The organism is Novipirellula methanifontis (genome assembly GCF_052161655.1).
In the GTDB taxonomy this organism is placed as follows: domain Bacteria; phylum Planctomycetota; class Planctomycetia; order Pirellulales; family Pirellulaceae; genus Novipirellula.
The window spans coordinates 9,895,646-9,915,982 of the sequence record NZ_CP197418.1 but is presented as its reverse complement, the minus strand read 5'-3'; the positions used below and the strand labels follow the sequence as shown (position 1 = coordinate 9,915,982).

Annotated in this window: 15 protein-coding genes; 3 read left to right on the top strand and 12 right to left on the bottom strand. The window is 54.8% G+C overall.

All coding sequences use genetic code 11. The annotated features are described in order from the left end of the window. Positions 1–169: 169 nt before the first annotated feature. The 4 genes from SH528x_RS35255 to SH528x_RS35240 all read right to left on the bottom strand — a co-directional run bounded on the left by SH528x_RS35255 (position 170) and on the right by SH528x_RS35240 (position 4,493). The gene (locus SH528x_RS35255; RefSeq protein ID WP_442508097.1) at positions 170–970 is read right to left on the bottom strand and encodes a formylmethanofuran dehydrogenase subunit C; all 801 of its coding nucleotides are present in this window, start codon (positions 968–970) and stop codon (positions 170–172) included. Continuing rightward, positions 967–1,893 (bottom strand): formylmethanofuran--tetrahydromethanopterin N-formyltransferase, encoded by a 927-nt coding sequence (fhcD, locus tag SH528x_RS35250; protein ID WP_442508096.1) that lies wholly within the window; start codon positions 1,891–1,893, stop codon positions 967–969. Before fhcD ends, SH528x_RS35255 begins: the two co-directional genes overlap by 4 nt. 5 nt (positions 1,894–1,898) lie before the next feature. Further along, positions 1,899–3,539, bottom strand: a complete 1,641-nt coding sequence (locus tag SH528x_RS35245; RefSeq protein ID WP_442508095.1) for a formylmethanofuran dehydrogenase subunit A — start codon at positions 3,537–3,539, stop codon at positions 1,899–1,901. A 72-nt stretch (positions 3,540–3,611) separates the two neighbouring features. Continuing rightward, complete coding sequence (locus SH528x_RS35240; RefSeq protein WP_442508094.1) at positions 3,612–4,493, bottom strand: hypothetical protein; 882 nt, start codon at positions 4,491–4,493, stop codon at positions 3,612–3,614. A gap of 140 nt (positions 4,494–4,633) precedes the next feature. Between SH528x_RS35240 and panB the strand changes: the two genes are divergently transcribed. Both panB and SH528x_RS35230 read left to right on the top strand, forming a co-directional pair. After that, positions 4,634–5,443 carry a 3-methyl-2-oxobutanoate hydroxymethyltransferase gene (gene panB / locus SH528x_RS35235; protein WP_442512234.1) on the top strand — a complete coding sequence of 270 codons (810 nt, stop codon included), beginning with the start codon at positions 4,634–4,636 and terminating at the stop codon, positions 5,441–5,443. Positions 5,444–5,726: 283 nt separating this feature from the next. Then, the gene (locus SH528x_RS35230; RefSeq protein ID WP_442508093.1) at positions 5,727–6,830 is read left to right on the top strand and encodes a hypothetical protein; all 1,104 of its coding nucleotides are present in this window, start codon (positions 5,727–5,729) and stop codon (positions 6,828–6,830) included. A gap of 4 nt (positions 6,831–6,834) precedes the next feature. Here SH528x_RS35230 and SH528x_RS35225 read toward each other — a convergent pair whose 3' ends face one another. The 5 genes from SH528x_RS35225 to metG form a co-directional block, all read right to left on the bottom strand. Beyond that, positions 6,835–7,314, bottom strand: a complete 480-nt coding sequence (locus tag SH528x_RS35225; RefSeq protein ID WP_442508092.1) for a hemerythrin domain-containing protein — start codon at positions 7,312–7,314, stop codon at positions 6,835–6,837. Positions 7,315–7,413: 99 nt separating this feature from the next. After that, on the bottom strand, positions 7,414–8,388 hold the full coding sequence (gene epmA / locus SH528x_RS35220) for an EF-P lysine aminoacylase EpmA (protein ID WP_442508091.1): 975 nt from the start codon (positions 8,386–8,388) through the stop codon (positions 7,414–7,416). Further along, positions 8,388–8,906, bottom strand: a complete 519-nt coding sequence (locus tag SH528x_RS35215; RefSeq protein ID WP_442508090.1) for a GNAT family N-acetyltransferase — start codon at positions 8,904–8,906, stop codon at positions 8,388–8,390. Before SH528x_RS35215 ends, epmA begins: the two co-directional genes overlap by 1 nt. A gap of 37 nt (positions 8,907–8,943) precedes the next feature. Further along, on the bottom strand, positions 8,944–9,798 hold the full coding sequence (locus SH528x_RS35210; protein WP_442508089.1) for an alpha/beta hydrolase: 855 nt from the start codon (positions 9,796–9,798) through the stop codon (positions 8,944–8,946). 5 nt (positions 9,799–9,803) lie between these two features. After that, positions 9,804–11,843, bottom strand: coding sequence for a methionine--tRNA ligase (gene metG, locus SH528x_RS35205; RefSeq protein ID WP_442508088.1), 2,040 nt, complete (start codon positions 11,841–11,843; stop codon positions 9,804–9,806). Between the two features lie 403 nt (positions 11,844–12,246). Here metG and SH528x_RS35200 point away from each other — a divergent pair, with 403 nt between their 5' ends. Beyond that, positions 12,247–13,659, top strand: coding sequence for a trypsin-like peptidase domain-containing protein (locus SH528x_RS35200; RefSeq protein WP_442508087.1), 1,413 nt, complete (start codon positions 12,247–12,249; stop codon positions 13,657–13,659). A gap of 152 nt (positions 13,660–13,811) precedes the next feature. Here the strand turns inward: SH528x_RS35200 and cheB are convergent, their stop codons facing one another. The 3 genes from cheB to SH528x_RS35185 all read right to left on the bottom strand — a co-directional run bounded on the left by cheB (position 13,812) and on the right by SH528x_RS35185 (position 20,329). Beyond that, complete coding sequence (gene cheB, locus SH528x_RS35195; protein WP_442508086.1) at positions 13,812–14,852, bottom strand: chemotaxis-specific protein-glutamate methyltransferase CheB; 1,041 nt, start codon at positions 14,850–14,852, stop codon at positions 13,812–13,814. A 10-nt stretch (positions 14,853–14,862) separates the two neighbouring features. Beyond that, positions 14,863–17,739 carry a response regulator gene (locus SH528x_RS35190; RefSeq protein ID WP_442508085.1) on the bottom strand — a complete coding sequence of 959 codons (2,877 nt, stop codon included), beginning with the start codon at positions 17,737–17,739 and terminating at the stop codon, positions 14,863–14,865. Between the two features lie 94 nt (positions 17,740–17,833). Further along, positions 17,834–20,329 carry a methyl-accepting chemotaxis protein gene (locus SH528x_RS35185; protein WP_442508084.1) on the bottom strand — a complete coding sequence of 832 codons (2,496 nt, stop codon included), beginning with the start codon at positions 20,327–20,329 and terminating at the stop codon, positions 17,834–17,836. Between the last annotated feature and the right edge of the window lie 8 nt (positions 20,330–20,337).

The window sequence follows — 20,337 nt, the reverse complement described above, 5'->3', positions numbered from 1 at the left end:
ACTGTTGAAAATAGTCACAAAGGACCTCTTTCCGCCAGTGGCAGACGGAAATTCAGCCGATTTGTAAGCTGCGAAACGGAGGGGAATTGACTTTAAAACAGCCGCGTTCGCCTGTTTCGACAGCCTCCGTCGCAAATCGAACACCGCAAAATACGTGCCTTAGCGTGCCTTAACGGGGGAAAATGATTTCGCCCTGGCCGCCGACCGCAAAATCGCCGCGGATCGTTTGGTAGCCCTGCTTCGCAATTTTTTCCACCAATTGTGACACGGCTTTGCAAGCAAATGGGATTGAAGCGGCCTGCGTGACCCAGCAAGCGGTTTGTGCTGCCAGCAGCGCAAAGAACGTCGAGTTTGCCTCGATCGGCTCACTGAACCGCGTTGGAGCCATCGTCGATGGACAATTGACCATCAGCGTCCCGCGGCGCATCGCATAGCCTGTATGTTCTCCAATCTCGGCTCCGATCACGATCGTGCCCGCGACTTGATGGCTAGCGACAAAATCCCCTGCAGAGCCTTCGACGAAAACTTGGCCGCGTCGCATGCGATGGCCTGTGTAATCGCCGACCGAGCCACCGACCACAATGCGGCCTCCGGACATGCCAGTGCGGCAAGCGTCCACGGGAGACGCGAGATAGTCACCCGCGTCGCCGGCGATCCATATTTCGCCTCCCGACATCATCGCTCCGGCATAGTTGCCCACGCTGCCTTCGACGATCAACCGTCCGCTACGCTGATTCATGCCCAGTCGGTGAAATCGAGTCAGGTCGCCGACAATCCGTAACTCGCTATCGCCCGCCTGCTTTGAAACAGAAAACAGCTCGCCGAGCGGGCGTGTGCCATCCCCGCATCGCAAGGACAACGATTTGACTTGGTCCACATCACTGATTTGCTCGAATGCGAACAGCGAGATTGCGGAGGCGTCGATGTCGTGTTCGGGTTGCTGCCGCGATTCTAAAAGCCAGCTGTTCATTTTAGAATCTCCGCCAGATGGAAATGATGTCGTCCGAGTTTTCCTCCGTAGTTACCTGCGGTAATTCTCAGCAGCCCGCCGCCGGTTTGCGAATCACATGCGGCCTGGATTCCCACACTCATCGAATTGGCGATCGCTTCGGCGGAAAGGCCGTCAATTACCACTTCCATCGCAATCGATTCGTCACGCATCAATTCCGAGGATGGATCACTGGTGCGAAGCGTGGGGCAGAAGGCGTTGTTGGTCGAGGCAAACAGGGCGGCGTATTTTGAACCTACTTTGGAACCACTGCGTGTTGCGCCACCCGGAAACGGGGTGATGATGTCCTGTAGGGGACGCATTGCATCGACTGCGGCACGACAAGCGGTCGAAACCGCTTTGACGTCGTTGCCGATCAAGATAAAGTTACCGCCGCCGATGCCATCGGTACGTGCCACGTCGTGGTCGCAGACAAATTCGCCGTCCATCACGGGGATTCGCCAATAGCGTCGCGATCCGATCACTTTACTGATCTGATGACCGTCCCCAAAGTAACGCAGCGATTTTCCGATCGCGATTCGTTTGTCGGACTTGGGTTCGGATTCCTCGATTCCAGCATACAACGCGGTCGTGGGGCACGTTAGGATGCATTGACCCGCGCGTCGCGGGATCTGCTTCTCCATCTCTTTTCCGGAAACGGTAAAGGCAAGGATGGCAACGCCAGGGCGTCCATCGGGTGTTTCGTTTGCGGCGAGTTCACGCTCGACGGCGATTTCGATACCACACGCAATCACGCTTGTACCAAACCCTGTCATTGCGGCGGCGGCATCGGTCGTCCATTGGCGATCGTCCGCCGTGACAATCAAACGCGTCGCCTTCATGTCGAACGCTTCGGCAAACGTCGCGTCGATGCGAATGCCGTTGATGTGAAAGAATTCATCCATGGTGTTTAAACCGTTCCTCGCACCGCGACATGTTTATAAGGCGTCGTGCCTAGCATGCTTTGCATTTCGTCGTCGCTGATCCTCAATCGGCTCATCGCCATTGTTCCCTGTTCGGCATACCGCTGGGCGAGCATCGGGATCGTTTTTGGATCAAAGGAGACATCGACGGTATGGGTGACGGTGGGGATCGTCGCCGCATCGCTGGCTCCTTCGCCGCGAACGATCTGGCCACGGCGAATCACATAGGTGGGCTCGGAAAACATTCGCTCGATGTTTTCGTGCTTGCGATAGATGACCACGTCGGCATTGGATCCCGGCGCCAGATCGCCCACGCCCTCTAATCCCAGGATGGCGGCCGGAGCTGAACGCGTCATCGTGGCGATCTCGGTAAAGCTGTATTCACGAGACGTGCCTGCCAATTGGCTCGCTGCGGCGGCTTCGGGTTCGATCTCGGCGAGTGCGGTTTCGCGATACGAGCGGTCGCACAGCAGTCGGATCAAATGCGGATACGTTGTGAACGGGCCGCCGTTGGGATGATCGGTCGTCAAGAAGACTCGCGAAGGATCATCGATCATCAAGAACAATTCCAAACCAATCGCCCATTGCAAGCTGTGGACATATTGTTTGCGTCGATAGCGAAACGGAACCACGCCACAACCGGCTTCGCACTCGACATCGACCAGCACCGATTTACGTGGTTTCGCGTGAGTATGGTTGTCGTATTGGTGCATCGAATCGGCGCTGATGGTCACGGTTTGGCCGAACATGACCTGTCCCACATCAATGGTGACGTTGGGATGGGTTTGCAGGGCGCGAGCTAGTTGCTCAGCAGCGGAGGACATTTTGTAGGGTCCGGTATCGCCATAGCTATGGAACTGAGCATGGGTCAGATGGATCGGCAAACCATCGGCCGCTTCGATCGTTGCCAAGGTCGAAGCGATGTTGCCTGGGACGCCGAGGTTGCTGCAGTGGACGTGCAGCGGGTGAGCCAAGCCGATCTCGTGAACCGCACGGCACAGTCGGCGAATGATCGTCGATGGGGTGACACCGTACTGTGGATGCGGCGTGTTGACATCAAATTCGCGAGTGTTGAACTTGAACGCGCTGATGCCACCAGGATTGACCACTTTCACCGCGATGCACTGTGTCGCGGTGACCATCCAGGCGACGTAGTCATTGATGATCGCTTGCGGTGCGTCTTCGGCAAGCAGTTTTAGCAGCACGTCATCGTTGCCCAACAAGCAGTAGCCGCCGGTATCGATGCCGACCGCATCCGCCATTTCTGCGTGTGCCGAACGCGCGTTGCAGGGAATCACGGCGGGTTCGAAACAGGTGGTGTAGCCCATGTCGAGATAGCGGTTGCCAACAACGCTGGCCGCCGGCAGAAACTCACTCATCCGCTCGCTGTCACGAGGGAACTGATCTTGCAGCAGCAATCTTGCCAGCGTCAGTTTTCCGCCACCGATATGCGTATGCATATCGATCGCACCCGCCATTACGATGCAGTCGGACGCGTCAATCGTTTGGTTCGCTGTTAAGTCCGCCTCGGACTTCGCAATCGATTGGTCGCGGATCCATAAATCGTGAACTCCGTCGATTCCCGATGCCGGGTCAATGACGTGGCCTCCAGTGACACGCATCAACATGGACAAACTTTTAAATTCAAGAACGGGCGTCGCATCGTCATTCAAAAAAAGGGAGCAGCAAAAATGGTGGGGTCACTCAGCAGCATCGGGTTTTGCATCGCCTTCGATGGCGGGTGCTTCTTTCGCGGCATCGTCTGCATCACGATCCCTGCGAGATTTTCGGCGGCTGCGAGGATTTTCGTTCGCGACCGGTTCGCCATACACACGATCAGTTGTGATGGTGATGCTTTCCGCCTTGACTTTGGTTTCATCGGGCGGTTGGTAAAAACCGCTGATTGAAACCGGGTCACCTGGCTGAGCCAAGGAAAGATTGTTTAATCGCAGTTCGAATTGAGCATCCTCGGCTAACTGACAGCGAACAGGAATCTTACCCGCTTGGGTCATCAACACACCGGTCGGTGAGATTCCCATGGGAATGCCGACCACTTCATATTTCTGAGGCTGGGCGCGTTGTTGGGGATTGGCATTGCGGTCGCCGTAGACGCCGGGGGTGAATTTGTCTCGCTGGCTGCCCTTGAGTTGTTGTGGAGGCACGGGCTGGAAAATCTCGACCTTTTCAATCTTCGACAATGGGTTACCCGCTCCGTCGAAGACGCCAGAAAATCGGATCAGCATTCCACGGCCTAGAAAGGCAGGCTTGGCTTCGGCAATGAAGGCGAGGTTGGGAAGCTCATCGGGCGGCTGCACAAACATCTCGGTGCCGTCGTCGCGGGTGATGACCAGCACACCTGGCTGAGCACTTTTGAGTGTGCCTTTGAACTGGGTCACCATATTCGCCCCGGCTTGAGCAAAGGCGGTCGAGGCAATCACGAGCGAGAGCGTGAGACTGCAAAAAATTCGAGTCACGGATTGGAGACCATTGATTTTGGATTTTAGGGGCGAGGTGTCAGATGCAGCTTGAATGGCAGGGCACCGCTGGGTGCTGGTAAACCGAAACAAACACAAATTCTTCATCGATTTGATTCCTCCCAAAAAATAGTAAAGCTGCGGCGTCGGTCAAACCATCCCCGCTGGACTTCTCGCATTGTACGGTTAGCTTGGAGACTTGTGTTGATCCCTATCTGATTCGATTTCCCCGAGCCCCCAACGCGTCGATGTCGCCTCCTTCGCCCGCCTCCCGCCCCCGAGTGACCACCCGAACGCTGCAGCGAATGCGTGAGGACAGAAAGACGATTTCGATGTTGACCGCGTACGATTTTCCGACTGCGGCCATTTTAGACGACGCCGGAATCGATATTTTACTTGTTGGCGATTCACTTGCGATGGTGGTGCAAGGCCACGAGACAACTTTGCCGGTGACAATGGATCAAATGCTGTACCACGCCGAGATGGTCGGAAGGGCTGCAAAACGAGCGATGGTGGTCGTCGATCTGCCATTCCCCGAGGGGCAACGCGAGATTTCGCGTAGCGTCGATTGTGCCGCACGAGTGTTAAAGGAAACCAAGTGTCATGCGGTCAAGCTCGAGGGGGGCGCCGAGCAAGCCGAGCGAATCGAGACATTGGTCACCGCAGGGATTCCAGTTATGGCGCATGTCGGGCTGCGGCCTCAGAATATCCATGTCGACGGTGGTTATCGAGTGCATCGCGAGATTGATTCGCTGGTGGTCGATGCCTTGGCAGCAGAAAACGCAGGCGCGTTTGCGGTCTTGGTCGAGTGTGTCACGGTGGAGGCCGGGAAAGCGATTACCGAAGCGGTCTTGGTGCCAACGATCGGTATCGGGGCAGGCCCTCATACGACCGGGCAGGTGCTTGTTACCAACGACTTGATCGGTTTGACGCAAGGCTATACACCAAAGTTTGTACGCAAAATTGCCGACGCGTCGTCGTTGATCCGCGACGCCGCAACGACCTACCGCGAGGCGGTCGCCGACCGATCTTTCCCCGGTGCAAGCGAATCCTTTTGAGCAGATCAAAGAGAGTTGTTCGATATATGGATCGGAGTCGGAGGCTCGCAACGCGACCACTGTTGGACCGGATGTACAGTACAGTCGGCTTGGTCACGGTGAATACGGCGGGATAGGGTCACGTTGGATGTAGCGATTGCGAGGGGCGGGCATCGAAAACGCTTCTCTAACTGGCACCCCGATTGCGAATCGGTGAAGCCCTTATCCGAAAATTGCCGAAGTCGGTTTTGATATCCCAGGTTCCCTTCCTGGCTGAATACTGAAAACCACAGACGAACTCAAGATGGGGCGTCTTCGCTGCAAGGCTGCAAACATGGATGGAATGACAGGCAACCACCTCGACTTGACTAAGTCGTTGGTGGCAATTTTTCGATGTTCATTAGCCCTCTTTGCGATCGTTGGTTCGCTGCTGCCCGCAGTTGCTAATGCTGACGAAGGTCCGCTTGAGTTTGCCGCCCCCAACGCGGACCGTCCTCTGAACAATTTTGACAAGTTTGATTTGCCCGGGCAGCATCGGTTTGAGCCTATCTTCGGAGTCGACATCGGCGGCTTGGCGTTGAAGCGATCGGGGCCCGACGCGTTCCCGCTGTTGTACACCGATTCATCTGAGTTGGTGGCAACCAGTGATGAAATCGATCCGGAAATGAAACTCGGAACGCGTATTTCAGTGTCGCTTTTCAATCTGACTCGGTATGCGCCGGGGTTCGATTGCGACTTGGTGTTTTTGTCGGTCGATGACACCGTCGCTGAAACAAGGTTTGATGCGGGCAACTACACCACCACAAATTTGAATCCACTGTTTTATGGTGGATTACCTGCGAGTCCAGATCCCAGTTACACGATGTTCCTCAACTCGGATTTGGATTCAGCTGAATGGATGATCGGTTACCGGCCGATTCAGCGGATTCGCTTGACTGCCGGGCTTCGCTGGTTTCGCTTAGGCGAGACGTTTGACGTGATTGATACCGCGTCGTTGGCGACGACGACAAAAACGGGTTTCTATTCCAGTGCATCGAACAAGGCATTCGGGTTCCAATTAGGTGGCGAAGCTACCTTGTGGACAAACGGCCGATCACGCCTCTATGCTCGTGGCAAATATGCGGCGCTGAACAACGAGGTGCGTGGTTCCGCCGTGGCCCAGAATACGTCGTTCACCTACGAAGGCGACAAAGATACTTCCCTGTTCGATGTCGAACTAGGCGGTTCGATTTGGTTGTGCAGTTGGGCTTCGCTGCAAGTTGCCTACCAAGGATTGTGGTTAGAGGACGCCGTGGGGGCGTTGGAGCAGTCCTCGTCGCAATCATTCTTCGATTCAGCCACGCAGAAGCCTGCATTTCACGAGCTGAACTGGAACGGATTGAATTTTGGTTTCAGCATGGTTTGGTAATGCATCAGTCGCCGACGCCGATGTCATCGTCAAAGGCTTCGAGGATTAGTTTTAGCTCCGCTTCCTCATGCTGGGCAAATGATCGCAAGAAGGTGTCGTAACGCACCAGCAGTCGAGCAATCTTCTCCTCTTGATCCGCAGTGACTTCACTTGCCGATTCGGTCAAGTGGCGAATGGACTCGAAAAGTGTCGTGTGTTGCGAACGCAACGTTTCCGCCTGAGTGCTCAGCTCGGGGGAGGTGTCAATTGCTTCGTCAAAATAGCCAAACGCTTCTTCGAGCGAAAAGTGAAGCGCAAGCTGGTCTCGAAACTCGGAAAACAAATCGATGATTTCGAGCCAATGATTGGTCGCGATCTTGGGGTGAGACACCATCGGGCCAATCTTGTCCACCAAAATCTTCAAGTGGTGGTTATCGTCCTTGATGTCTTTTAAGAACGCTGCGTTAACGGCTAATCGCCGAGTCGAAGTTGCATTTTGGGTCATGTCGACTACTCGCATTTGTGTTTTAAAGAGACTCTCATTCTAACACGGTGAGGATCGAGCATGTGATGCGATCCAATTGATAGGCGAACTAAGGCAATTTTAAGCGATTTCAATCGTCAGCGGTACAACATTGTCAATCGAGCTGGACATAGTTTGCAACATCAGTAAGCGGTCGAAGCCGAGCGCCACTCCCGTGCTGGCGGGGAGTCCCCGACGCATGGCTTCCACTAAAGTGTTGTCCACCGGAAGCGCAGATTCTCCGCAAGCGATTCGTCGCTGATTGTTGACGCGAGTTCGCTCGATCAACACGTCGGCGTCGAGTAATTCATCGTAACCATTAGCAAGTTCAATGCCACTGAAAAACATTTCAAAGCGAGCGGCACAGAGTTCGTCATCGCTCGATTGGCGTGCCAATGCCGCTTGGGTGAGGGGGTAGTTGCGAACGACCACCGGCACTTCGCGACCTAGTCCAGGTTGAACATGATGAGTGAACAGCACATCGAGCATCGCATCGCGGTCCTTGGCGATGTCTTTAGCAAGCAATGCATCGATGTCAGCGGTTGCGGATTGCAACCGCGTCAGCGATTCGGTGATCGGATCGATACCGAGGACGGCCGAAAATACATCGCGATAAGTGGTCACGTCAAAGCGTGCCGTTTGCAATACCTCACACGCTAACGTCCCGGTGGTGTCGATTCCCGACATGATATCAGCACCCACATCGTACCATTCCAGCATGGTAAATTCCACATTGTGCATCGGGCCGCGTTCGCCAGCACGAAACACGGGGCCGATGCTGTAGATCGACGGCGCTCCGGCAGCCAGCATCCGCTTCATTGCCAACTCAGGCGACGTTTGCAAGTAGTAGCACTCGGGAAGATCCGGTTCGGCGAGGGCAAGCTGTTTTGTCGGAATCATCAACGGGTTGATGTACGGATCCACGATGCAGTCGCGTGACAAACAGGGAGGTTGCACTTCGAGGAAATTTCGCTCGTCAAAGAACGTGCGGACTTGCCGAAGCAGCATCGCACGAGCACGGATGTGATCAATATTGCAGCGTGAGTTGTGTGACATCAATTGCCATCGGGGCGAAAAAGCTTTTGCAAAATCGCCACGTCGACCCATTGGTCGTTCATGCGGCCGATCTCTTTCTGGATGCCGACCATTTCGTAGCCGTGACGATAATGGAACGCGAGGCTGCGTTGATTGTCGGCAATGATTCGAGCGACGGCATGATGCAGATTGCAATCCATACAGTGCTGGTTCACTCTCTGTTGCAATTGGTTGCCGATTTGGCGGCCTTGGCCATCGGGGGCGATGTAGATTGCCGTTTCACAACTAAATCGATAACCAAACCGATCACTGTAACGCCGCGCCGATGCCCAACCTAGCAACGATTCACCGGATTCGGCGACGTACCAACCATCGGGTTTGGGTTGCTTGATTCGTTGGCCAACCATTTCGGTCGATAGATGGGCCGTGTCAAACGTGGCGCCACCCACATCAACGTAGTGATTGTAGATTTCAGCGATTTGCTCGGCATCCATTTCGTTGGCATGACGAACACAAATGCTCTGGGCAGAAAGCGGCATTGCACTAGCTATCGAAAAAGATGTCGAAAAACAAAACTCAAATCCCGGATTGTTCGCGAAGCCAACGCAAGGCATCACGAACGGCAGGCAAATGTTGTTCATCCATCACGCCATCGTGATCGAGCCCTTCGAGTTTAACAAGCTTTTGAGGGCCGGCGAAAGCATCGCGGATTTGCTGCTGAAGCGATGGAGGAACAAGCGAATCGTTTTGGCATTGCAGAAAAATCGCAGGCACGTGGACGCTCGAAGCGGTATAGATTGCGTTCATCGCCGGCGCTAATTGATCAGCGACCGGATGAATCAACCTGCCGAACGGATAACGCCGCGCGATGTGCTTGACCACCAAATCGACCGGGGGCGGATTGCGTAACAACAGTCCACTAATCGGCGTCACGCTTTGTTGAGCCATGGCGGCGACGTGCAGCGCCGTCGCGCAACCAAGGCTGTTGCCGCACAACCAAACTGTTGGCATCGTCGTGTATCGTTGTTGGTACCGATCGATCGATGCTTCGAAGAAATCAATCGCCGCCTGGGCAACACGCCGCAGCGTCGGACGACCTGCGCTGTTGCCGTAGCCGGGTGGATTCCAAGTCCAAACGTGCGTACGGACATCTCTCATTATTTCCGCAGGAAACGGCGTCGAGCGCTCAGCTCGTCCCGCCGTTCCGGGGAATTTCAGCAGCAACAGATCCGGTGGATCGCTCGGATTGGTCTGAGCATCCCCAAATCCTGGGTCTCGATAATTCGCATAGCCAAACGTCTCCAGCGGCCCGAAACGCGACGGCAGCTGCATTCGATGCTGCATCCCATGGTCCACGCGGTCACGCGTGGGCCGGAGCACCAGTTTGTCGAGCAAATAGCTACGGAAGTGATTGATAGGCCGTTGCAACATCGGGTTTAGTGGACACGTTGACCGGGGAGAGCACCTTCATCCACACCAAGGATAAACACTTCGGCGCCACCAGGGCCCGATGCAGTTACCATGCCTTCGCTCAATCCAAAACGCATTTTGCGAGGTTGAAGATTGGCGACCATCACGACCAATCGGCCGATCAGGGCTTCGGGTTCGTACGCGGCTTTGATTCCGGCAAAGACTTGGCGTCGTTCGTCACCACCCAGGCTGAGCGTCAACTTCAGCAACTTGTTGGCTTCGGGCACATGCTCGGCATTGACCACGCGAGCGACTCGCAAGTCGACTTTGGCGAAATCATCGATTGTGATCTCGTCGGCCAACGGTTCGTCTTTGAGTGGTTGGTCGCTGTCATTGAACGTGGGCAAATTGTCTTGCTTGGTTTCTTCGGCTGCCAATTCTTTGCTTTCGTCGATCATCTTCTTCAAATCCTCGGGTTGAACTCGGTCCATCATTCGTTGGAACTTGGCAACAGCGGTTCCGGTAAGCGGGGTTTTACTTTGGTCCCACGATGTAATTTCTTCGCCTAACAAATCACCACACTGCTGAGCCAACTCTGGCAATACTGGCGTCAGATAAATCGTCAATTGTCGGAACAGGTTAAGCGCGACCGTACAAACGTCGCGTAGCTCGTCCTGGCGATCCGCATCCTTTTTCATTTCCCACGGCTTGGCGTGCTCGACAAACGGGTTGGCGGCGTCGGCAAGTTCCATGATCCGCCGCATTGCACGAGAATAGTCACACGACTCGTACGCGGCAGCAATTTCGTCGCCCGCATCGGCGGCGGCTTGGAATAAACCCCCATCGTCGGGGTAGGTTGCCGACAGCCCCGTTGAGCTCGCGAACTTGCCAACGCGGCTGGCGAGGTTGACGACTTTGCCAACGAGGTCACTGTTGATCTTGTCCGTAAACTCATCGAGCCCGAGGTCGATGTCTTCCACGCGAGCGGTCAATTTTGTGGCGTAAAAGTAACGCAGATATGCCGGTTTGGCGTGCTTGAGGTACGTTTCGGCAGAAACGAGCGTGCCAGTCGACTTGCTCATTTTTTCGCCCGTCACGGTCAAGAAACCGTGGATGCGAACTTTGGTCGGCAGATTGTAGCCCGCCGTTTTTAGCATTCCGGGCCAAAACAGCGTATGGAAATAGGTGATGTCTTTGCCAATAAAGTGATGGATCTCGCAATCGTCCGATTTCCACCAATCCTCGAGCTTTTCACCGTTGGCCTCGCACCACTGTTTCGTGCTGGCGATATAGCCGATCGGAGCATCGAACCAGACGTACCAATAGTTGCCCGGCGAGTCGGGGATCTCAAATCCAAAGTACGGCCCGGGGCGGCTGATGTCCCAGTCGCGAAGTTCGTTAGCTAAGAAATGCCCTTTCAAATAGTTGGCGGTTTCGCTTTGCAAGGCGTCGCTGCTGTCGATCCAGGTCGTCAAAAACTCGCGTAGCTTGTCAAGTTCGACGAACAAATGGGTGGCTTTGCGAAGCTCGGGCGTCGCGCCGCTAAGCGTGCTCTTGGGGTCGATCAAGTCCGTGGGACTGTACGTATGTCCGCATACGCAATTGTCGCCCGGTTGGTCTTTTTTGCCACATTTTGGACAGGTGCCACGGACGAAGCGATCAGCCAGAAACGTTTGGGCTTCGGGATCGAAAAGCTGCTCGATTTCGCGTTCGGCGATCAAGTTGTTTGCTCGCAGCGATTTCCAAAACTCGCCACACAATTCGCGATTCGCGTCGCTGTGGGTGCTGCCGTAGTGGTCGAACTCGATGCCAAATCCGCTGAAATCGCGTTGGTGCGATTCGCTCATTGCGGCAATTAATTCTTCTTCGCTACGGCCTTCTTTGCGGGCGCGAATCATGATCGCGGTGCCGTGGGTATCGTCGGCACAGACGTAAATACAACGGTTGCCCCTCAATTTTTGAAATCGCACCCAGATGTCGGTCTGGATGTATTCAACCAAGTGCCCGATGTGGATCGGACCATTGGCGTAGGGCAGTGCGCTAGTGACAAGGATTCGGCGAGTCATCGAGATTGATTTTGGAACGTTGTGAAAGGAAGCTGCCAAGAATCGGACAATCGATTTGATCGGCAAAGTGTCAAACGGGGGGATGGTGCAAGCGTCTTGGGCGGATTGTAGCTTTGAAACTCGTTTTCGACGACGCGGGGCGACGATCTGTACACGTTTTTGCGGGGGCAGTGGAATGAACAATTCATAAAAAAACGGTTGTGAAACTCAAAAAAAACTAAAGTTCCAAGAGGATCGCGTCCATTGATCTTGCCGCGACATGGTTGATTCAGGCAGTATTGCGATCCTCAGGCGACCAAAATCCAGCAGGGACGTTGGAAAATTGATGCGGTCGTCTCCTATTCGGTTGGCCAATGACGGCTGACCCGAAATGACCACTACCGTCCATGGAGGGACGAGCGTGATGAAGACAATGTTCGCGATCGCGATTGCATTTGTAGCGGCAACAAATTGCTTTCAAGGTGTCTCAGCACAGGCTGCGGGTGCCATTCTGATCGACTTTTCTTCCTCGCAATGCCCTCCCTGTCGGGCGATGCAGCCCGTTCTCGCTCAGCTCGAACAATCCGGCGTGCCCGTTCGGCACGTTGATGTTCAGTCGGAACCCGATCTGACCCGCCGCTACGGAATCCGCCAAACCCCCACCTTCGTCGTGGTTGCGGGCGGAAAAGAAGTCACTCGCTTGGTCGGCACGCAGTCGCTCTCGGATTTGCAAAATGCACTGGCGATCAATCCCCGAGGACCGTTAGTTCAAACCGGATCGATGACGCGGGCCAACGACCCTTTTCCGGCTCCCCAGACTCGGCTAGCTCCCGTGGGGCGATTGCCAGTCGGCCAATCTCAAAACCAAGCGTTCCAAAACCAGGACTTCCAGAGACAAACATTGACGGCAGCCGCGAACCGCGATGCCACTCGATCGATCGAGCCGATGCCAAGTCTGAGCAAAGCCGATGCGGTTGAACGAGCCCGTGCTGCAACCGTCCGCCTGCGAGTTCATGACGGCAAAGGCTACGGAGCTGGCACCGGAACAATCATTGACATCCAAGGCGAAGAAGGTCTCGTTTTGACTTGCGGGCACCTGTTCCGCGAAACCAAGGGCGAAGGAAAAATCGAAGTTGATTTGTTCGTCGGAGGCCAAGTGCAAACGGTTCTCGGTCAATTGCTCGACTACGATGCAGATGATCGCGACATCGCCCTCGTGGTGATTCGTCCCGGCTTCGCGATTGATCCCGTTGAGGTGATTTCGTCGGCGGATCAAGTTCGCACCGGTCAACCTGCGTTCAGCTACGGTTGTGATCGTGGCGACGACCCCAGCCGACGTGACACTCGCGTCACAGGCGTCAACAAATACAACCAACATATCAACGCCTCGAACCTGGAAATCGAAGGCGCACCGATTGATGGACGTAGCGGTGGCGGATTGTTCGACGACGCAGGCCGTTTGATCGGAGTTTGCAACGCTGCGGATTACAAAGACGACGTCGGTATCTATGCCGGTCCTGGTGCTGTGCACTGGCAATTAGACCAAGTGAATTTGACCAGCTTGTACAAAAACACAGACGCTGCGGCGGCTCCCGAGCGAATGGCCAGCCTGAATCATGATGCGGTCACGCCCGTGGGACTTCCTCAATCGGCACTGCAACCCTCGGCCATCTCCGCCCCGGCAGACTTTGCACCCGCGAGCGTCACGCAAGCGAGTAACCAAGAGGTGATCGTGATCATCCGCGATCGGAACAGCCCGCAAAGCTCACCGCAAGTAATGACGGTCAGCGAGCCGACTCAGGACTTTCTGCGAATGGTCCAGCAACAGTCACGCTGAGGCGCTCGTAGACAATCACAGCTCTGTTTTGCGTAGAGCCGGTTCTGCCGGGCACACCTCTCAAGCGAACTGGCCGGTGGGAACCGGCCCTACTTCAATCGCCTACCCGCAATTCAAGTTGCGGCGGCATGCGATGCAGGTCGTTGGCGACGCTAGCAAACAAGTTGCTTGAGTTGATTGCCGATTTGATCCAGCGGCAGGACCGAACCGATAATCTTTTGTTCGATCGCGACTTTTGCCATTCCAAAGACAACACTTGACGCTTCGTCCTGGGCAATCGTGGTTCCTCCCGCATCGTAAATTCGCTGCAGTCCGTCGACGCCGTCTCGCCCCATACCTGTCATGATCACGCCAACGCATTCGTGGCGGTATTCCTCGGCGACACTGGCGAACAGATGTGTGCCTGCGGGTTGAAACCCATCGATCGGAGGATCATCGGAAAGACGGATCCGTGACCCTCGGCTGACGCCTAAATGGCTGCCCGCAGCAGCGACGTAGACACAACTGCCCTCGATCCGTGCTTGGTCACAGGCAAGGCAAACGCGAATCGGAACGACGCTATCGAGCCAGCTTGCAAAGCCCGCAACAAAGCTGGGTACCATGTGTTGAACGAGCAAAATGGGGATCGGGAAATCGGTGGGCAACGCGCCGAGCACCTTGGCGAGCGCCGGAGGGCCGCCGGTCGACGATAATATCGAAACGGCTTTGATTTTGGGGCGTTGTGGAGTCGCGACAGGTTCCTTGACAAGGCTCGAGGATCCTTGGGGCGTCACGCGACGTCGCCGCCGAATCACCAACACGCCCGCCATTGCTTTGACGGTCGAGACGATCTCTTTGGCCATTGCCGCATGTTGGGGCGAGTGCGGTCCGGAGGGTTTTAGTAAGATTGCCAATGCGCCGGCGCCCAACGCTTCCATCGACGCTTCGATCTCTTTGACGCGTGTACTTGCCGAGACAATCACGATCGGCGTAGGCGTTTCAATCATGATCTCGCGAGTGGCTTCCAATCCATTCATCACGGGCATGTTAATGTCCATCGTGATCACATCGGGATGCAACTCTTTGGCTTTCTCTACAGCTTCACGTCCGTCCTTTGCAAAGCCGACCACGTTAAAGCCCGCTTCCTCGCATAGTATCGCTCGCAACACTTCACGCGAAGTAGCGGAGTCGTCGACAATCAATACGTTGTGCATGTCTATCTCCTTAAACCAACTGGGCTAACGTGTCGAGAAGGTTCGCCTGATCGAAACTGCCTTTCACGATGTATCCATTTGCTCCTACCTGGACCCCACGCTCCTTGTCGTTATCTGACCCTCTCGCGGTGACCAAGACGATGGGGATTTCGGCCGTCGGGGCATTGCTACGCAATTTCGACGTCAATTCAAATCCATCGACTCGCGGCATATCCACATCGCTGACCACCGCATCAAAATGATGCTCTTGAGCCGCCACCCAAGCTTGCTCGCCATCCGCAGCGGCGAAGACATCATAGCCAGCGGTTTCGAGGATGTTTTTGAGAAGTTCCCGCGTAGTGACCGAGTCGTCTGCGAGCAGCAGATGTTTGCGAGTCGCTGGGTCGTGTTTGTTTGGCGTTAGATGTGTATACGTAGGGGCGATTCCGAGTGCCGTTCGCACCACGTTGGATGCGTTCATGACCATCGCAATTCGGCCGGACGGCAGCAGCGTGCATCCGGAAAAATGTCGCAGGCGACGAATGCGTGCTCCCAGGTTTTTGACCAACACCTCTTGTTCGGACAATACATCGTCTACCGCGACGGCGACCCGTTGTTCGCCAGCCGCCAATACGACCGCCAATCCCATTGATGATTTGCCTGCGATCAACCCCTTGGATTTCAACCCCAATGTCGCGGCGAGCGAGACAACCGGCATCGGCGAATCGCGAAGCCGCAATGTGTCACGTCCCATCGAGGAGCGTACGTCATTGATGCCAAAACGAACCAATCGCTGAACCGCCGTCGTGGGAATCGCATAGACATCCTCGTTGACTCGCACCAACATCGAGCGAATCGTCGTCAAGGTGAGAGGGACCGTCAATGTGAATCGCGTCCATTGACCTTCTCGGAACGTGACGTCCACCGCACCGTGTAGCGATTCCACACGGCTTTGCACGACGTCCAAGCCGACGCCGCGGCCGGAGATGTCGGTGATCATTTTCGCGGTTGAAAATCCGGGAACAAAAACCAACCGGGCTTGTTCACGGCGATCTTCGGGAATTTCTAAGCCACGTTTCTTTGCGATCGCACAGATGCGTTCCAGGTCAAAGCCCGCGCCGTCGTCTTGAACCACCACCTCGACTTGGCCGCCTCGCAGCGAAGCGCTGACGACCAACGAAGCGATTTCTGGTTTTCCGGCTGCGATTCTTGCTCCTGTCTTTTCAATTCCGTGATCCACAGAATTGCGAACCAGATGCAGCAGTGGATCCTTTAATCCCTCCAGCACTGAGCGGTCCACCTCGACGTCACCACCCTCGATTTTGAATTCGACCTTTTTGTTGGTAGCTGTCGCGATGTCGCGAACCGCCCTCTCTAGGCCTCCACACGCGTCCGTGAACGGAAGCATTCGCACATGATAAACCTCGTCGTCCAATTGGCTGCACGTTTGCCCGAGCAAGCGGTTGTCGGCTTCAATATGGGTCGAGAATTCTTCGATCTTTTTGGTCAGCGTTGTGAAGGATTGCGAGGTTTCTGCCATCCATGACTCCGCTTGGCCCGACAGGATGGTTTGTGACGGAGTGCTACCGCGACTGGGCGTCGATTGTCGCATCATTCGTTGAGAATGGAGCCAGCGTGTTTTTAGCTCGGTCGCCAAGTCACGGAGTTCGCTCGCATCTTTTGCTCTCAGCGAGAAGCGTCCACGCACGACAAGTAATTCGCCGCTGTAGGCAAGCAGTGCATCTAGTTTTTGAGCGGGTACACGGATGGACGCGTTTTGCTCCCCCGTTGCGATCCGTTTGCCAGCATCGTTTGTCTTTGCCGCTGCAGACCGAGAGTCAGTTTGTGGTTTGCTGGAAAGCGTGTTCGATGTTGCGGCGGCTGGTGATGCAGTTGTCGTCGCTGCGGCAACCTCCGCCGCCTGTTCGCTTTTCGCCGTAACCACGGGCTCGACATCTTGCGATGAATCGTCCACCAAGGTGTCAGTGCTAGCAGACGTCGGAGGACTTGCCGGTTTGGTGATGAATTTACTTAGCTTCTCGCTCATTTTCTGGATCGAAGCCGCTTTCAAATCGTTGCCGTCGCGAAGTCGGCGTCCGACATCGGCAATCGAATTGCCAGCCTCCAAGATTCTTGAAACACATTCCGCTGAGACGTCGCCAACGCCGTCTTGCATGTGAGTGAACAGTGTCTCGAGACGCTCGCACACATCACGGACCACTTCGATTTTCGACGCAGCGGCTGAGTCCTTTAAACTGCATGCGGCCTGCAGAAGCTGAGTCAGCGCGGCTTGTTTGTCTTCGTCACTCTTTGCCGATTCCAAAGCTAAGGCATTGGATGAAAGCGAAGAGACATGATCGTCTAATACGTTTAGAAACTCTGACGCCGATTGCGCGTTCGTCTCCACTGCATCAGCAGCCAAGTCCGTATCCGCAGTCTTTTCTGGATCCACTGCCGAGTCCGCTGGCGATTCAGCGATTGGTTCGGACGGTTCTGACCCGGTTAACTCGTCTGCAACTCGATGAAGTTCCGGCAACATCTGCACCAGCGACGAGTCCTCTAAGCTCTCTTCCGCACGGAGACGGACCGAGATCTCTTCGATTGCGTCAATCACCTTCAACATCAACGAAATCATCGATTCGGGGGCCGCAATTCGCTGGTCACGAAAATGCCCGAAAATATCTTCTAAATGGTGGCATGCGTTTTGGATCGGCAGCACATTGACCGCAGCGGAGGCTCCCTTGAGTGTATGGGCCGCGCGGAAAATGACCTTCCACAACTCATCGAGCTCTTCGGGTGATTGTGCCTTCTCTACAGCCAGCAATTCATGACTAAGTGTCTCAATATGTTCGCTCAATTCCTGCAGGAACGTCTCCATCAGCAACTGTGCAAATTCTTGTTCGTCCATTGTTAGGGTCCTGTACGTGGGGCAAACGTCCTGTTCGCCAAACTGTTGCAAAATCGGGGGCTCGCTCGTAGCATCGTCGATACCGCGGGCGGGATCATTGAATCTCCGTCAACGAAGCGAGTTCATTGCTAAGTCCGTTCAAGTTTCTCGCTGACTCTTCGATCTGTTGGACGGCACTTAGGCTTTGCTTTGTGACGGTATCAATGTCGCGAATGCCTTCGTTCAGTTGTCGCACGCCGGCAGCTTGTTGATTTGCAGATGCAGAAATTTGGGTTGCCATCTGTGTTGAATCGCTGAGAGTTTGTGCGAGGGTTTTGATCACATCGCCGGCACGCGAAGTGACGTCACTCGCCTCGCTGACGGTGTGTGTCCCATGTTCGGTCGACAGCACGGCGGCATTGGTTGCCGCTTGTATCTCGCTAAGGATCGATCGGACTTGTGCGGTCGCACGCTTTGATTGTTCAGCCAGCGATTTGACTTCGGCGGCAACGACGGCGAAGCCTTTTCCGTGCTCACCGGCACGTGATGCTTCGACCGCCGCGTTGAGTGCCAGCACATTGGTTTGTTCGGCGATATCGTTCACGGTAGCGATGATTTCCCCGATGGCTTGAGCACGTTCTGCTAGTGAAAGCATGTTTTCGGCAATCGATTCGACTTGTCGTTTAACCTCTTCCATCGCAGCAACGGAACCTTCGATCGCCATTCGTCCTTCGTTGCCTACTTCGTCGGTATGGCGAGCGGCCTGCGCGACCTCGTCTGCACGTTGTGCGGCTTGGGCCGCCGTTTGGGCAATCTCTTCGGCGGTTGCGACCACTTCGGATACCGTCGCGGCCTGCTCTTGTGCCCCGGCAGCTTGCTGGCTTGTCGTGGCTAAGATTTCTTGGCTGGCAGTGGCGAGTCGTTGCACTGCATCACGAATGGCACTGAATAACTTCCCACGTTCCGCTTCGTTGCGTTTGCGATCCGCGATGTCTTGCAGCGTCGCGATATACAATTCATCGCCTGCGTAGTTCATCGCTACCACTCGCAGCAGTAGTGGGATTTCGGAGCCATCTCGATGTCGTCCCATCACTTCGGATCCGGCCCCCAATCGTCGCACTTCCCCGGGTGCGAGATGGTGTGACGGTTGATGCGAAGTGTCGTTGCACAGGGCGCGAGACAAGATCGTCGCGTTCTGGCCAATCAGTTGCGAGTCGCTATAGCCAAACATTTCGGTTGTGGCATTGTTACACGACAGAATCGTTCCATCGCAATCCATTGAGACAATGGCGTCCGCGGTGGAGTCAATTGTCGCTTGCGTTCTGGCTTTTTGATCTTTCGCCTCGGCGATATGATTTCGCAGTCCTGCGGTCATCGCACGGAAGGAATGATTGAGTTGAATCACTTCTCCGGCACCATTAATTTCGGGCATTTCTCTGTCGATTTGGCCGCCTGCGATTTCATCCGCAGTGTGGCTGAGTGTGGTCAATGGAGCCGCCAACCGTCCCGCGAAAAAATAGCCTACGGTCAACACGCCAAGCATGACGAAAGCACCCATCATTAAAAAGCGATTGCGTAACGTCGTGACGCTTTGCAGAGCCGATTCACCGTATTCGCTTGTGGTAATGCCCCAGAATCGAACCGGGTCGCTAGGGTCATAAAAGACTCGGCTGAACGTGCCCAGCATCGATTTGCCATCGGGCCGATCCGCTCCACTCACATAGATTGCCGAAGCATTCTTGCCAAAATGGCTGTCGTTTTGATCATTTTGCAACAATCGCTCGGCGCGAACAGGACGCATTTTATCGAATCGGTCATTGCTGAACGCGGTCGCGTCGCTATTGGCACTGGTGTATAGAAATTGCATTGTCTCATCGAGGATTTCGATGATTTGTTGTTCATTGGCATCATCGTTGGTTCGTGTGTCCAATGCGTTCTTAAAGAGCTGGTCACCATCGATCGTGATCACGAAAATTCCCCGGAACTCCTCTGCTTTTCCGTCGCTCGGTTGGGTGAACACGGGAGTGCACGAATGAAGTGACAGTTGGCCTTGAGCGTTTTTTCTCAACGGCGAAACGTAGGTGCTGCCGCTGTCGAGTTCACGTGTCTTTAAGAAATAGGGTTCTCGAGCGATATCACTCAGCTTCATGGTTTCCAATTCATGACCGCCACGACGTGTCACTACTCGCATCACACCTTGGCCCGTCTGGTCATAAAAAGCAGATTCAATCCGCTCGTCATAGGCTTGCATTTGGGTGGTTGTGATCTGAGCCAATCGCTCGATCCAAATCTGAGTGTTTGATCCAGTCTGAACAGGGTCCTGTCCCGGATTTTGTTCGTTGTCCCAGCAGCGAATAATGCCCGGAATCGGCGGATAGCTCGGTATCGCAATGGTGTCAGCACGAGTACGAGACAAGGTGCCTTCAAGATTGCTTGCCACCACATTGGTTTGGGAAACCATTTTTTCCAACGTCATGTTAGTGACGATTTCTTGACTTTTCAGGAACGCCAACGAGCCCAAGGTCAAAAGTGAGATCAGGATCGCGATTCCTAGCAAGATCGAAATCTGCCATCTCAATGAAAGTTTGCGAATGCGTTCTGCCAATGTCATGCCGATAC

Excerpts from the sequence above, each read along its gene's own strand:
- SH528x_RS35215 (WP_442508090.1), bottom strand. The coding sequence starts at position 8,906 with ATGCCGCTTTCTGCCCAGAGCATTTGTGTTCGTCATGCCAACGAAATG.
- SH528x_RS35190 (WP_442508085.1), bottom strand. The coding sequence starts at position 17,739 with ATGGACGAACAAGAATTTGCACAGTTGCTGATGGAGACGTTCCTGCAG.
- SH528x_RS35225 (WP_442508092.1), bottom strand. The coding sequence starts at position 7,314 with ATGACCCAAAATGCAACTTCGACTCGGCGATTAGCCGTTAACGCAGCG.
- panB (WP_442512234.1), top strand. The coding sequence starts at position 4,634 with ATGTCGCCTCCTTCGCCCGCCTCCCGCCCCCGAGTGACCACCCGAACG.
- SH528x_RS35185 (WP_442508084.1), bottom strand. The coding sequence starts at position 20,329 with ATGACATTGGCAGAACGCATTCGCAAACTTTCATTGAGATGGCAGATT.
- metG (WP_442508088.1), bottom strand. The coding sequence starts at position 11,843 with ATGACTCGCCGAATCCTTGTCACTAGCGCACTGCCCTACGCCAATGGT.
- SH528x_RS35245 (WP_442508095.1), bottom strand. The coding sequence starts at position 3,539 with ATGTTGATGCGTGTCACTGGAGGCCACGTCATTGACCCGGCATCGGGA.
- epmA (WP_442508091.1), bottom strand. The coding sequence starts at position 8,388 with ATGTCACACAACTCACGCTGCAATATTGATCACATCCGTGCTCGTGCG.
- SH528x_RS35255 (WP_442508097.1), bottom strand. The coding sequence starts at position 970 with ATGAACAGCTGGCTTTTAGAATCGCGGCAGCAACCCGAACACGACATC.
- SH528x_RS35200 (WP_442508087.1), top strand. The coding sequence starts at position 12,247 with ATGAAGACAATGTTCGCGATCGCGATTGCATTTGTAGCGGCAACAAAT.
- cheB (WP_442508086.1), bottom strand. The coding sequence starts at position 14,852 with ATGCACAACGTATTGATTGTCGACGACTCCGCTACTTCGCGTGAAGTG.
- SH528x_RS35210 (WP_442508089.1), bottom strand. The coding sequence starts at position 9,798 with ATGTTGCAACGGCCTATCAATCACTTCCGTAGCTATTTGCTCGACAAA.
- SH528x_RS35230 (WP_442508093.1), top strand. The coding sequence starts at position 5,727 with ATGGGGCGTCTTCGCTGCAAGGCTGCAAACATGGATGGAATGACAGGC.
- SH528x_RS35240 (WP_442508094.1), bottom strand. The coding sequence starts at position 4,493 with ATGAAGAATTTGTGTTTGTTTCGGTTTACCAGCACCCAGCGGTGCCCT.
- fhcD (WP_442508096.1), bottom strand. The coding sequence starts at position 1,893 with ATGGATGAATTCTTTCACATCAACGGCATTCGCATCGACGCGACGTTT.